The organism is Paenibacillus sp. FSL M7-0656, from assembly GCF_038003225.1.
GTDB lineage: Bacteria > Bacillota > Bacilli > Paenibacillales > Paenibacillaceae > Paenibacillus > Paenibacillus amylolyticus.
Genome location: NZ_JBBOOT010000001.1, coordinates 2181060 through 2195773 on the forward strand (window position 1 = coordinate 2181060; position 14714 = coordinate 2195773).

At 46.3% G+C, this 14714-nt stretch carries 8 protein-coding genes; 2 read left to right on the plus strand and 6 right to left on the minus strand.

The genetic code is table 11. From position 1 onward, the window contains the following. Positions 1-181 precede the first annotated feature (181 nt). On the minus strand, positions 182-1516 hold the full coding sequence (locus tag MHI01_RS09410) for an MFS transporter (protein WP_315373285.1): 1335 nt from the start codon (positions 1514-1516) through the stop codon (positions 182-184). Between the two features lie 254 nt (positions 1517-1770). On the opposite strand from MHI01_RS09410, the gene yhbH reads away from it, so the two are divergent. Beyond that, positions 1771-2940 (plus strand): sporulation protein YhbH, encoded by a 1170-nt coding sequence (gene yhbH, locus MHI01_RS09415; protein WP_036609998.1) that lies wholly within the window; start codon positions 1771-1773, stop codon positions 2938-2940. Further along, entirely contained in the window at positions 2937-4373 is a 1437-nt protein-coding gene (locus MHI01_RS09420; RefSeq protein WP_340982985.1) for a SpoVR family protein, read from the plus strand. Before yhbH ends, MHI01_RS09420 begins: the two co-directional genes overlap by 4 nt. Positions 4374-4511: 138 nt before the next feature. Here MHI01_RS09420 and MHI01_RS09425 read toward each other — a convergent pair whose 3' ends face one another. The 5 genes from MHI01_RS09425 to MHI01_RS09445 all read right to left on the minus strand — a co-directional run bounded on the left by MHI01_RS09425 (position 4512) and on the right by MHI01_RS09445 (position 14634). Continuing rightward, positions 4512-6992: an EAL domain-containing protein gene (locus MHI01_RS09425; protein WP_340982986.1), complete on the minus strand. Its 2481-nt coding sequence runs from the start codon at positions 6990-6992 to the stop codon at positions 4512-4514. A 265-nt stretch (positions 6993-7257) separates the two neighbouring features. Next, positions 7258-10080 (minus strand): endo-1,4-beta-xylanase, encoded by a 2823-nt coding sequence (locus MHI01_RS09430; RefSeq protein WP_127544385.1) that lies wholly within the window; start codon positions 10078-10080, stop codon positions 7258-7260. 273 nt (positions 10081-10353) lie between these two features. After that, positions 10354-11358: a LacI family DNA-binding transcriptional regulator gene (locus tag MHI01_RS09435; protein ID WP_017689571.1), complete on the minus strand. Its 1005-nt coding sequence runs from the start codon at positions 11356-11358 to the stop codon at positions 10354-10356. A gap of 129 nt (positions 11359-11487) precedes the next feature. Further along, positions 11488-12495, minus strand: coding sequence for a globin-coupled sensor protein (locus MHI01_RS09440; RefSeq protein WP_036669849.1), 1008 nt, complete (start codon positions 12493-12495; stop codon positions 11488-11490). Between the two features lie 243 nt (positions 12496-12738). After that, positions 12739-14634 carry a PrkA family serine protein kinase gene (locus tag MHI01_RS09445; RefSeq protein ID WP_036669848.1) on the minus strand — a complete coding sequence of 632 codons (1896 nt, stop codon included), beginning with the start codon at positions 14632-14634 and terminating at the stop codon, positions 12739-12741. Between the last annotated feature and the right edge of the window lie 80 nt (positions 14635-14714).

A 14714-nucleotide genomic window follows, 5' to 3' on the forward strand; every position in this document is an offset into this window, starting at 1 on the left:
TTTCATAAATTGATACTCTTTCACTGTATTCTGCTGTCTGTCATTTAAGCACTTATTCATGGATCAATTATGTTCTGATTGCACAAACGCGAATAAGCTCCAGACATGTTCTGTGAGGAACAATGCCTGAAGCCATACGTAATCCGTTGAGAAACTTAATATGAAAACGGATGAACAACCATCAGGTAAATCTTACATCTGAACTTTTCCCAGTAGCTCCAACGCTCCCATTTCGCTCTTCTTCCTGATCTGCCCGTGTAGCATCCTGCATCCCCTTCTGTACCTTCACGGTTAACAATACAGCAATGCCCGCGACGAAAAAGAAGATGAGCGACAGAATACCCCAACGTGTGGAACCAGTGATCTGCCCAACATAACCAAACACAAATGGACCAAAGATCGAAGAGAATTTGCCTGTAATATTCACAAAACCAAAATACTCTCCTGTTCTGCCTGCTGGCATCAGATTGCTAAACAGGGAACGCGCTGTGGATTGACTCACACCCTGCACGACACCAACCAGCCCGGCGAGCACATAGAAGTGGATCGCTTGTGTCATGAAATAACCGAGAATCACAATACATATATAGACCGATAAGCTAACGATTAATACCTGCTTTGCTCCCCAACGCTGTGCCCATGCTCCCAGTAACAATGTACACGGGAACCCGATGAACTGGGTTAACAGTAGCGCGAGCATCAGGTCGGCTGTGCCTATGCCTATACTTGTCCCATAGATCGTAGCCATTAGAATGATGGTATTAATGCCGTCATTAAAAAACCAGAAAGCCACCAACATGCGGATTAACTGGGGAAAACGCCGCATCTGACGAAAGGTTTGCCGCAGTCTGCGCACGCCCACCGCAACGTACCCTGTCCACGTTCCGGGCAGATCCGGTGATGCAGGCCGTCTCGGAGCATGGCGGAAGATCGGTATCGAGAACAGCAACCACCACAACGAGACGGAGATAAAAGCAAGTCTTGTGCCTGCCAGTGTACTGCTCATCCCGAACCAGCCCGGTTGCTGAATCATCAGCAGGTTCACTGCAAGCAACAAGCCTCCTCCAATATAACCATAGGCATAACCTTTGGAGGATATCATGTCCCTTCGTTCCACGGGTACGAGATCCGGCAGCATTGCATCGTAAAAGGTGTTACCACCCGCAAAACCGATTGTAGATATGACCAGCAACGCGGAAGCAAGGAACCAGTCCCCTTCACCGATTGCGCTGAATCCCAATGTAGCAAGGACGCCTATAATTGCAAATACACGCAGGAAGTCGCCCTTCCGTCCTGACAAATCAGCTAGCGTGCCTAGCAACGGTGTTAGCAGAGCTACGCACAACATGCCAATGGAGTGTGTATAGGCCAGGTAGGAGGCGGCGGTATCCGTATCCAGCGTTGCTGCAGCCACCGATGCATAGAATACAGGCAGTACTGCGGCCAGCACAGTTGTTGCATAAGCCGAGTTGGCCCAATCATACATAATCCAAGCCTTGATCGCCTTTTTATTCACATAAATCCTTCCTTTACATGCATTTATTAAATGATCGATGTCTTTCTCCTATTGTAAAGGAAGGATATCACACTTGTTCACTATTTCTGTAAAATATGGTGCAGTTCTGTTCTTACGACTCACCTTACCTCTGAGGTGAACTTGCGTAATTGTATCATTTTATATCCACTCTCATCACATATCGTCCTCGCCCGTGAATATACTTAATTACCGACAGGCCAAACTGTGCCGCGTAATCAATGGGGGGTGCCTACATGTCAAATTCACACCAGCCTTACTCGTTCGTTGTGTCGAAGGAAGATTGGTCGCTTCACCGCAAAGGGTACCAGGACCAACAGCGCCATCAGCAAAAGGTGAAAGATGTCATCAAGCAGAATCTGCCTGATCTGATTACGGAAGAAAACATCATCATGTCTGATGGAAAACAAATCATCAAGGTACCAATCCGCAGTCTGGATGAGTACCGTTTTGTGTATAACTACCAGAAGCAAAAACATGTCGGTCAAGGAGACGGTGACAGTCAGGTCGGAGACGTCATCGGTCGGGATCCCTCTGCTTCGCAGAAACCCGGCAAAGGTGAAAAAGCTGGTGATCAGCCTGGTCATGATATTGTGGAAGCCGAAGTGAGTATTGAGGAATTGGAAGATATGCTCTTCGCTGAGCTGGAATTACCCGATCTGAAGCAGAAAGATAAAGACCTGATTGAGACACATACGGTAGTTTTCAACGATATTCGCAAAAAAGGCATGCAGTCCAATATTGACAAGAAACGTACCATTCTGGAGAATCTGCGTCGCAATGCAACGACTGGTACGCCAGGCATCCATCACATCAGTCCGGATGACCTGCGCTACAAGACATGGGAAGACAAAATCATTCCACAATCCAATGCCGTTATTATTGCCATGATGGATACATCCGGGTCCATGGGTTCGTTTGAGAAATACTGCGCGCGCAGCTTTTTCTTCTGGATGACCCGTTTTCTACGCCGTCAGTATGAGAAAGTTGAGATTGTTTTCCTCGCCCATCATACGGAAGCCAAGGAAGTAACCGAAGAAGAGTTCTTTACCCGTGGCGAGAGCGGAGGCACCATCTGCTCCTCTGTATATATGAAGGCACTGGATATTATTGACAGTCGTTATCCACCTTCAAGCTACAACATCTACCCTTTTCACTTCTCTGACGGGGATAATCTGACCTCGGATAACGAACGGTGTGTGAAGCTGATCGGTGAGTTAATGAAGCGTAGCAATATGTTTGGATACGGCGAAGTGAATCAGTACAACCGCAGTAGCACACTGATGTCGGCTTATCGTCATATCAAGATGGATCAGTTCATGTATTATGTGATCAAAGAAAAAGGCGAAGTGTACAAAGCTTTGCGCAGCTTTTTCCAGAAACGGGAAGGAGGCAGCGTTAGATGACAGATGAGATCCGCGACCTAGAATACGCTATTGCCGAGATTATGGAGATTGCCAATGGTTTTGGTCTGGACTATTACCCCATGCGGTACGAAATCTGCCCATCGGATATTATTTATACATTTGGAGCCTACGGCATGCCGACCAGATTCAGCCACTGGAGCTTTGGCAAAACATTTCATAAGATGAAAATGCAATACGATTTTGGACTCAGCAAAATTTATGAGCTTGTCATCAACTCCAACCCTTGTTATGCCTTCCTGCTGGATGGCAATTCCCTGATTCAGAACAAATTGATCGTAGCCCACGTATTGGCACACTGCGATTTTTTCAAAAACAATGCCCGCTTCTCCAAATCCAACCGTAATATGGTCGAAAGCATGGCTGCTACGGCGGATCGGATCAGCAATTATGAGATGGAATACGGAACGGAAGCGGTTGAAGCATTTATCGATGCCGTGATCGCAATTCAGGAACATGTGGACCCACAGCTGATTAAACCCCGCCATTTGGACAAACAACGTTACATGGAGATGAAAATGCGGGAGCAGCGCGGTGAGAAAAAACCACGGCCGGAAGGCCGCTATGATGATCTGTGGTCACTTGATGACGTGCAGACCGAAGAAGCACCCGTCGAAGGTATTCAAGTCCATCACTTTCCGCCTGAACCGGAGAAGGATGTCATGTGGTTTATTCAGGAATTCTCCGAAGTGTTGACCGACTGGCAACGGGATATCATGAGTATGATGCGTGAGGAGATGTTATATTTCTGGCCACAGATGGAAACCAAAATCATGAACGAAGGCTGGGCATCCTACTGGCATCAACGCATTATCCGTGAGCTCGATCTGAACAGTGAGGATACGATCGAATTTGCGAAGCTCAACTCCTCCGTGGTGCAGCCATCCAAACAAAGTCTGAATCCATATTATTTGGGACTGAAGATCTTTGAGGATATTGAACGGCGCTGGGATAACCCAACCCGTGAAGAACAGGAACGTTGGGGCCGCAAACCAGGGCAAGGTCGTGCCAAAATGTTCGAGGTGCGTGAATTCGATTCCGATACCTCCTTTATCCGCAATTACATGACCAAGCAATTAACCGAGGATCTGGACCTCTACGTATTTGAGAAAAAAGGCCCGGACTGGAAAATCACCGACAAGTCCTGGGAGAACATACGGGATCAGCTCGTATTTTCACGTGTCAACGGGGGCTCCCCTTACTTGGTCGTGCAAGATGCTGATTATCTGCGGACAGGGGAACTCGTGCTGAAACATCAATATGAAGGCATCGAGCTGGATTTGAAATATATGGAACGCACTCTGCCTTATCTGTATCGCCTCTGGGGACGTACGGTACATGTGGAGACACGTGTCGAGGATAAACCGATCTGGTTTACGTATGATGGCAAGAAGCACCACCGCAAGTTTATGTAAGGTTTTCGATTATCATTATTGGAAACGAAAAGATAAATGCTCTTATCATGAGTGAGATTAATGATTAATAAAAGATAAGACATAAAAAGCGGCAAGTTCCCGACATACACGGGAACTTGCCGCTTGGCATACATAAAATTAGGATGGTGCCGGTGGTGTACTATTACCCTGCAATCGCAGCGGCACAAAAAAATCATGCTCCACTTCACTTGCCGGCAGTGGCCGACTGAAATAATATCCCTGAATCTCGCGGCAATCATTCTGCATCAGAATATCCAGTTGGCCTTTCGTCTCAATGCCTTCAGCAATGACTTCCATCTTGAGATTCTGTGCCATCGATATAATGGTCGCCACAATGGCTTGATCGCTGTGACTCTCTGTAATGTCCGTCACAAACGAACGATCAATCTTGAGCTTGTGAATCGGGAAATGCTTCAGATAACTGAGTGAGCTGTATCCCGTACCGAAATCATCCAGGCTGATCTTCACACCCAGGGCTGTCAGTTCATTAAGAATCGCCGTGGATACGGCTGCATCCATCATCATGCTCTCTGTTATTTCCAGTTCCAGATATCGAGCATCCAGCCCTGTCTCCAAGAGTGCATTCTTGACCTGTTCTACCAAGTTGGATTGGTGGAACTGCTGGCTGGACAAGTTAACCGATACCGGAATGAGTGGTCCGCCACTGGCATGCCAGAGTTTCATCTGCCTGCATGCTTCCCGCAGCGTCCAATTGCCAATCTCATAGATCATGCCTGTCTCTTCTGCAAGCGGGATAAACACATTGGGTGCGAGCAGACCTTTGAGTGGATGGTTCCAACGTATAAGAGCCTCCACACCAATCATGCGGCTATCCTCGGTACGAATCTGTGGTTGATAGTACAGGACCATCTCATCGCGTTCCAACGCTTTACGAAGATAACCCTCCAGCTCAATACGTTCATATAGTTCCGAATCCAGTTGGGCCGTGTAGAATTGGAAACCATTTTTGCCGTTTTTCTTCACTTCATACATGGCGGAGTCCGCATGTTTCAGCAAAGCATCCACACCCACTCCATGATCCGGATACATCGCAATTCCAATGCTGGCGGTTACGTAAAAGTCATTCTCCTTCAGTCGATAAGGTAACTGAATGGCTTCAACAATCTGTTTTGCAAGTTCTGCCACTCTTACTTCTGTCGCTTGATCCTGGGTCACAACGAGTGTGAACTCGTCCCCGCCCATCCGGGCCAGCATGACATTCTCCATAGCCAAGGGATCAGAAGCTTCTATGGCTTTCATGATCCGGTTGCTCACTTCTCTTAGAAATACATCTCCAATGGAATGTCCCAGCGAGTCATTAATCATCTTGAAACGATCTATATCCATCACCATAACGGCAAAAGAGTTCCCTTTTTCTGCTGAATCGTTAATCGTACAAGCCAGCACATCATCCAACTTGCGCCGATTGGGCAGCCCCGTCAACGGATCATGCAAAGCTTGGTGACGAATCTTCTCCTGAGCCTGTTTCTCCTCCGTTACGTCTTTGATCAAAATGTGACTTCCCACATGTCTGCCATCAATGACAACAGGAACTACAACAATACTAAGGTCCAGAAGTTCACCCTGCACATCTCTCATTTTGGCCATGTAGTGCGCCTGCTCCAGCCCATGATCATCCCAATCGATGGAATCAAATTCACTTATCCACTCTATATCGATTTGCTGAGCGATCTCATCAATGGAACGATCCATGACCTCTTTTTCAGGATATCCAGTGATTGTTGTTACAGCAGCATTAATCCCTTTAACAATACCTTCCTTGTTCACTGAAATAATAGCATCCGAATGGTTATGATACAGGGCCTGATACCATTGCTCATTCTCATGAATCCGTCGATCTTTCTGTGACATTCGCTGATTGATAAATATGCCAAACAACGTCAAACCCAAAGCAATAAATGTGCCCGATGCGATCAAGTAGGCGAGAATACCTGGCTCAATCTGCATACCTGAACTTACCATCGAGCCATGTGAATGATGGAAATGTGCCGCTGACATCCCGGTATAATGCATGCCAGAGATTCCAATACCCATAATGAGACCGCTGCCCATCTTGTAAACCCAAGTATGTCTTGATTGATGATAACGGAAGAAAAACATGAGCCACAATGCCGCAAATGAAGCAAGCGCTGCAATCAGAATAGATAACACCACTCTGCCTGGTTCATACGTAACCGGAATTGACATCGCTGCCATTCCCACATAATGCATCGAGCTGATCCCTGCCGTCATCAGTACTCCAGCAATCATGAGCTTGCTTATCCTGCCCGATTGTCTACCCGCAATGTTCAAGGCCACCCCCGATGCGACAATAGCAAGTAGAACAGATAAAACAACCTTACCGGTGGAATAGGAGACTTGCGTAGGCAGAACAAAAGCCAGCATACCTACGAAATGCATGGACCAGATTCCTAGCCCCATCGATACTGCACCGCAGGTAAGCCATACATTCCTCGCCATCCCGTTAGCCTGACTTACACGGCCTGCAAGGTCAAGGGCAGCGTATGAAGCTAACGATGCAATAATATAGGATAAAATAACAAGTTCTAAGTTGTACGTGCCATGTAGGTGCTCCACTCACTCTGTCCTTTCAACCGGGAAATGCCTTGTATGTATGCAAAAATGTAAAAAAGAAGCGAGTGCGCTGTCTGGATGACAGGCACTCCCTCCGCATCATTTGACTCGTGACAACAGACTTAGTTGAAGCCGTTGTCATACATTGGAACCCGTTTATATGAATGTATATAGTCTAAACGTCCCAGCCTTTAAAATCAACACTTATTTCCAGATATACAATGTTGAATAGCTAACATTCTTATATTCTAATTCACAACTAAATATTCTATTTACGAGTCAGTAACAGACTGCCAAAGCCGGAAGTATCTTGATAAGAATTACCTGATGAATCACTCCAGATGGACACACTGCTTCGCTTGCCATCCCCAGCGCCATCATCATTAACTTGAAGGTCAAACCCAATCCATCTTTGCCCTTCAGCACGAACGCTGTCTAGTGGGATTGCCACTTCAACTGTATACCCTCCGCTTGTTAATCGAGTAGCTGATTTGAAACTTTCTTTCCGTGCATTTCCACCAAAAGAAGCCTCATTATCAAAATTGACCCGGTACTGGGCGTCATCCTCCTGATAGAATGTTGTCTGATCTTTGCTCGGGTCGATAAAAATCTCGATTGAATCCTGCTCATGTGCATTAGAACTTAATTTGCTTCGCAAAGGATCTTTCACATCTGCCAATACGTACAGGTATTTCTCATCCCATAACAGCTGTGCAGTCGCCGTTGCACCGGCGTTTCCGACTACCCAGACATCCGTTTTAACAGATGCAGCCTTTTTCCAGACGTTATCCTTTTTTGCATCAATGACAGGTTTGCCATAAGTGACCTTGGTTTGTTTCAAAACAGAACCGAGCTTCAGTTTGCCCCGGTTGGCTGGTTTGTCCGGCTGTTGATTGGAAATATCATTCCAAACAATGGTCGCTGTCTTTCCAGCAGCATATTCATCCGTAATCCGAAAATCCAGAGACAAGACCTGGCCTTCGGTAAGTAAAGCAGCTGACATAGGCAGTGATGCGTATACAACATACCCGGTTTTTGTCTCCTGTACGTTGTAAGTATTTTTATCTTTGCCTTTACCGCCATCCCGTTTAAATGTATATTGACCATTTGCAGACGGCGGATTTTTCTTCTTGGCAGACAGATCAGCTTCAGAAGTTGCAGCGCCTGTCCCCTTGACTTCTTCCGCGAGGAAAACCTGCACCTGATCCCCTTTGCGACGTGTGGTATCCTTCACTTCCACTCGTAAATTGACCTTTTTGGCATCCCACATCATACGAGCCTCACCCGTAACCGCAGATGTACCATCTGCCAGATGATTAATTTCGAGTCCTTTCACAGCACCCCAAAGAATATCTTCCTGTCCTTTGTGATTCGGGAAAGAAGGGCTGGCCTTCAATGCTGTCCATTCATTGCGATAGATCGGAAGAGTCGTAGGGTCCACCAGTGCCCAAAATGCCGGCTTTGCTTTTAATTTACGATCAAATAACAATGGTGCATCTTTGCGTCCTTTGACTGGATGATTGTCAAGCCATGTACCATCATCCGCAAGTCCCCATACTGTAACACTGTCCATTACGCCGCGTTTTCCCAATTCGTCGAACAGGTCGAATAGCTCACGATAACGATAGGCTTGTTGCAGCATTAATTCATCTGTTACAGGCATCTCCAACTCGGAATTACTTGAATAGATCGAAACGTCCAGCTCTGTAACCTGTACATTTACACCAAGAGCGATCACTTTCTCAAAAGCCTCACGAATGAGCTTTACATCCGGTCCGTACATGGATACATGCATCTGGAATCCAACCGCATCAATCGGTGTTCCTTTGGCAAGCAGCTTCTCTACAAGCTTCACCATATCATTCACCTTGTTTCCATTGCCCTCCATTCCATAGTCATTAATCACCAGTACAGCATCGGGGTCAGCCTCACGTGCATAACGGAAAGCCAGCTCAATGTAATCACTGTCATCTCCGTCGCCATCTACATCCCCAATAATATCTCTCCACTTGGAATTACTGGCCTCATTCCGCAAGCCGCCTCCGTCTGAGATGACTTCATTGACGACATCCCATGTATGAACCTTTCCTTTGTACCGGGTCACGATGGTTTGAATATGGGTTTTCATCCGTGCAAGCAACTGTTCCCGCGTGGCAGGTTTCGATGCATCATTCGGATCTGTAAAGAACCAATTCGGCACCTGACTATGCCATAACAGCGTATGACCTCTGATTTCCATGTCATTTGCTTCGGCAAACTTCACCAGGCGATCTGTCTCTGACCAGACAAACTCTCCTTCCTTGGGCTGCATCGCATCCATTTTCATAAAATTGTCCGCTGTAATACTATTAAAGTGTTTCGTCAACAACTGGGAATGCTGGTTTTCCGCGTCTAGTGCAGACTGGTTGATGGCAGCTCCCATTGCGTAATTTTGTCCCACGATATCGACCAGATTCGGAATATCCTTCTCAATTTCAATTTTCTGAGCAGCCGTAATCAGAACATCATCCACGTAAAATGAAATCGTATCTGCCGGCGTCACTTCCTCTGACGTCTTCCATGGTGTCTCCACATACATGCGGAATCCGGTGATGCCACTATTTTCTTCGGGAATCACCACATCGGCCTCGACTTTTTTCCACTGTCCTTTGTTCAAGGTAGCGGAGGCAAAGGTAGCATATTCAAGACTCGAAGCGTCCTTATTGTATTCTTTCTCGAGTGCACCGTTAAGGACCTGACTGTCCGGCCCTTCATCGTACATGGCCCAAAATGAAATATGAACTGTGCTACCCTTCTGTACATGATCCAGCACTTCAACTAAGGGTCCATGGAACGTTTCGGTACGTGAAGAGGTTCTCAGGCTGCGTGTACTGTCATGACCTACTTGCGTTACGATATCAAGCTTTTCACTTGCACGTGGACGCCATTGTCCCAACACACCATCTTCAAAATCAGCCTTGAACAGTACTTCATCATCGCCAGTCTTAACGTCCGCTGCCGAAGCACGTGCCCCTCCGGTTCCCACACTTGGGAACAAACTGAAGATCAATACAGCCGACAAGCACAAGCTCCACCATTTTCTCAAATGCATCCGATCTCCTCCTTGGTTCGTTGTTTGTGAAGAATAACCTTTGCTCTGCCATGTGCCAGCCCTTTACAAGATCGTTATACAGGATGGATAGATGCAAATGGACAGAAAATTGTAAGCACTTTCATTATACGATTGCCAGTAAACTTTGTTTACCCGTTAAACTATAGGACTTGTACCACTCCCTAATCCATATGTTTCCAAATGAGATAAAGGACGACAAAAAGCACAGCTTATTAGCTGTGCTTCGTGTAAACATCTTTACTATTTACGTTTTTAAGCTTTTAAAGGTGCTGTCGTCTGACGGATGACCAGATTGGAAGGTTCCGTCACCACAGGGGGAGAATAAGATGGATTCTCAATCATGGCAATCAGATATTCGATGGACTTAATGCCAATGGAATAGATATTCTGATTCACCGTGGTCAACCCCGGTTTGAATACCTCAGCATAATACGTGTTATCGAACCCGACAACCGAGATATCTTCTGGTACACTCAGTCCATGCTTTTCAATTTCATGAATCGCACCAAAGGCAGACATGTCTGATGCACAGACAATTCCCGTTGGTTGATCCTGAAGTGCCAGCAATCGTCGGGCAGCCTTGCTTCCCCCGTCGAAGGAATAATCGCAGATCTCCAGATATACCGTAGAATACGGGATGCCGCATTCTCGCAGCCCTTCCCGATATCCTTCCAATCGCAGATTGGCTACAGCAGGTCCAAGTGTCCCTGAGATATAGGCAATTTTGCGGTGCCCAAGCTCATGCAGATGTTTGACACCCATCGAGATCCCGTTCGCGTTATCCGTAGTAATGTAACCGGCACGTTTGCCCAACATGTCCGTATCAACAAACATCGTTGGAATCTCTGCATCCACCAGTTCCTGAATACTCGCGTTTTCTCTGCCTTCCCCGAATACCACTACGCCATCCACATTACGACTGCGGCAATGTTTGATGAACGAGTACGCCGGATCATCGAATCGAGTAGACAACCGGACCAGGTCATATCCACTGTTCTCCAGCGCTGTCTTGATCCCTTCCAGCAACTCCGACACAAAAGGGTTCGTAAACGGAACTGTTAACAGTACTCCCACCGTCCATGAACGGCGTTTGACAAGTCCACGTGCGACCACATTGGGTTGATATTTCAATAATTCGATGGCTATATTGACTTTTTTGCGTGTTTTTTCACTTACATCAGGATAATCGTTTATCACTTTGGAAACGGTTGCAACAGATACTCCCGCTTCCTTGGCTACATCATGGATAGAAGCCATCTGATCACCTCAACCTCTTTCGAATCCCCTGTCTCCGGCTGCATTTTCTATAACATCGGCAGGTTTGTCTACCCATTATAGCTTAAAACAGCCTGAAACGGTATGGAAGGTTCCTAATGCTTTTAAGCTCTATTCCTGCTGTTCCAGATTCTTCAAATCCAGAGACAGTTTCTCCATTGTTGTTGCAAATACAGCGAGTTCAGCCGAGCGTGAAGCTTGGCTACGTGCTCCGCGAGACGTATGATCCGACTCCTGCTGCACACTGCTCAGTTTCTTCATGATCTTCTCCAGATTAGACTGAATCTTACCCTGTGCATCCCGGGAACTGGCTGCAAGCTTGCGCACCTCACTGGCAACTACTTCGAAGCCACGTCCAAACTCTCCTGCATGAGCAGCTTCAATCGCTGCATTCAGGCCGACAAGATGACTCTGATCCGATATCTCGCGAATGAGTTCACCCATTTTTCCGATCTGCTGGATCTCTCCTGTTAATTCGGTAAGCATAACCTGAGCCTGATCCTGAGAAGCCGCTGTTTCTTTGGCAACATTCGATATAGCCATTGCACTTTCATTTAATTCACTAATCATGCCTGTAAGCTCTTGGGTAATCTGCGTAATTGCCTGTAATGTATGTTGTTGGTCATCGGCAAGCTGATGTAACTTTTCTTTTTCTTTCTTCTCATAGGCTTCCAGGACAAGCTGTGAATCCAGATTAAACATTTTGCTGAGCGCTTGAATGACAAGATGCCAGGAATCAGGGATAACCTGTTGGAATATGCTCGTTGCAATATCCAGGTAGACCATATAGGTACCCAGATAATAATCTTCAGACAGACCAATCCGTGAATGCACAAGTCCAATCGCAATCCGTTGCTCAATATATGCGTCGTCCACGATTCCATCCGTCATTGATAACCAGTACATCTTCTGTGTTTCTTTTAGACGATCAATGGTAGAGAATCGAGCGATCAGATCTACCAATTCAGGATAATTCCCCACATGATTGTAGAAATGATCCACCACTTCATTAACGACTTTTTTAAAAACAGGCCGATGATCGGCAAGCAGTTTTAGATCCCCTGCGGTTAATCCCATGTAATCAAGTTGCTTCTGTCTTGTTGCGGAAATACTGCTCATATCTGGTTCAGTCAGCTCCTTAATAAACACTAAATTACTTTAAATTGTAAATATATGTATTGATTATAGACTAAAATACCTAAATATACATATACCATTAGAACTAATTCTCTTTAAAATTAACCTTATTTGTCAGCTTTTTAGACTAATATGACCTTCATGTAATTAAAAAGGCCCTGACCCTGCTGTGAAGGAGCCTCACAACAGGCATCAGGAGCCTGATCCGGAATGGTTCGTTGCCGATTAGCGATTAAGCAGACTACCCACATAACGTAACAGTTCATTCGCGCTGGCTGCGGTGTATCCATGTTCCTCAATTAAACGTTTAATGACTTCATTCATACGTTTCAATTGTGTTGCATCCGGTGTTTTGGTTGAGGTTGTGATCTTGACAATATCTTTCAGATCGGTGAACAACTTTTTCTCAATCGCTTCACGCAAACGGTCATGGCTGCTGTATTCGAACTTGCGCTCCTTGCGGGAGTATGCCGAGATTCGGATCAGAATCTCTTCTCTGAACGCTTTCTTTGCATTCTCGGAAATCCCGATCTGTTCCTCAATAGAACGCATCAAACGCTCATCCGGGTCCATCTCTTCATCCGTGAGCGGGTCACGCATCTTGGACCAGTTGCAGAATGCTTCAATGTTATCGAGGTAATTCTCAAATAACGTTCTTGCGGATTCCTCGAATGAGTAAACAAATGCTTTCTGCACTTCCTTCTTGGCCAGTTCATCATACTCCTTGCGTGCAAGAGCAATGAAGTTCAGATAACGCTCCCGCTCTTCCTTCGTGATCGAGGCATGTTGGTCCAGACCATCCTTGATCGCCCGCAGAATATCCAGCGCGTTAATGCACTGAAGATTTTGCTTAATCAAAGCACTGGAGATCCGGTTAATGACATACCGTGGATCAATGCCGGACATCCCTTCATCCAGATACTCATTTTGCATCTCGCGCAGATCAGCTTCTTTGTATCCTTCCACTTCTTCACCATCATACATGCGCATTTTTTTAACGAGATCCATGCCTTGTTTCTTCGTTTCCTTCAAGCGGGTAAGTATGGAAAAAATGGCTGCAGTCCGCAGTGCATGCGGTGCAATATGAACATGCTTCATGTCACTTTGCTGAATGAGCTTGGCATAGATTTTCTCTTCCTCGGATACCTTCAAGTTGTACGGAATCGGCATGACAATCATCCGGGATTGCAGTGCCTCATTCTTCTTGTTGGAGATAAAAGACTTATACTCCGATTCATTCGTATGCGCCACAATCATTTCATCCGCACTGATTAAGGCAAAACGTCCCGCTTTGAAATTTCCTTCCTGCGTGAGCGACAGGAGATTCCATAGGAATTTCTCATCACATTTCAACATCTCCTGGAACTCCATTAACCCACGGTTCGCCTTGTTCAACTCCCCATCAAAACGATAGGCACGTGGATCGGATTCGGAACCAAACTCCGTAATGGTGGAGAAGTCGATACTCCCCGTCAGATCGGCAATATCCTGTGATTTCGGATCGGATGGACTGAACGTTCCTATTCCCACGCGATTATCTTCGGAAACAATGACCCGTTCCACCGGTACCTTGCTGATATCACCACCATATTCGGTACGGAGTCTCATCTGGCAGGATGGGCAAAGGTTACCCTCAATACGGACTCCAATTTCCTTTTCCACTTCAGGACGAAGCTCCAGCGGAATCAAATGCAGCGGTTCCTCATGCATCGGGCATCCATCAATGGCGTATATGGCACCTTTCTCTGTCCGCGAGAACTGTTCAAGCCCCCGCTTCAGCAGCGTCACCAGCGTCGATTTCCCTCCACTTACAGGACCCATCAGGAGCAAGATCCGCTTCCGTACATCCAGACGGCGTGCAGCCGAGTGAAAGTATTCTTCAACCAACTTTTCAATCGAACGGTCCAGCCCAAAGATCTCCTGTTCAAAAAACTTGTACCGCTTATGCCCACCTACTTCTTCCACCCCAAACGATTCAATCATCTCATACACTCTGGCGTGAGCCGTCATTGCCGGAGTCGGGTCCTCTCTCAGCAGTGCAATATAATCTTCAAATGTTCCGTTCCATGTCAAACGGTCACTCTCTGCCCGATGTTCCGCAACGCGTTCAAAAATATTCATGCTTGGTACCTCCCATGGCTCCTTTAGTGTGATTGTCAACCATTCCGAATGGTATGAAGAAATCAATAGAATTGCGGCTC

Excerpts from the sequence above, each read along its gene's own strand:
- MHI01_RS09420 (WP_340982985.1), top strand. The coding sequence starts at position 2,937 with ATGACAGATGAGATCCGCGACCTAGAATACGCTATTGCCGAGATTATG.
- MHI01_RS09440 (WP_036669849.1), bottom strand. The coding sequence starts at position 12,495 with ATGAGCAGTATTTCCGCAACAAGACAGAAGCAACTTGATTACATGGGA.
- yhbH (WP_036609998.1), top strand. The coding sequence starts at position 1,771 with ATGTCAAATTCACACCAGCCTTACTCGTTCGTTGTGTCGAAGGAAGAT.
- MHI01_RS09430 (WP_127544385.1), bottom strand. The coding sequence starts at position 10,080 with ATGCATTTGAGAAAATGGTGGAGCTTGTGCTTGTCGGCTGTATTGATC.
- MHI01_RS09435 (WP_017689571.1), bottom strand. The coding sequence starts at position 11,358 with ATGGCTTCTATCCATGATGTAGCCAAGGAAGCGGGAGTATCTGTTGCA.
- MHI01_RS09445 (WP_036669848.1), bottom strand. The coding sequence starts at position 14,634 with ATGAATATTTTTGAACGCGTTGCGGAACATCGGGCAGAGAGTGACCGT.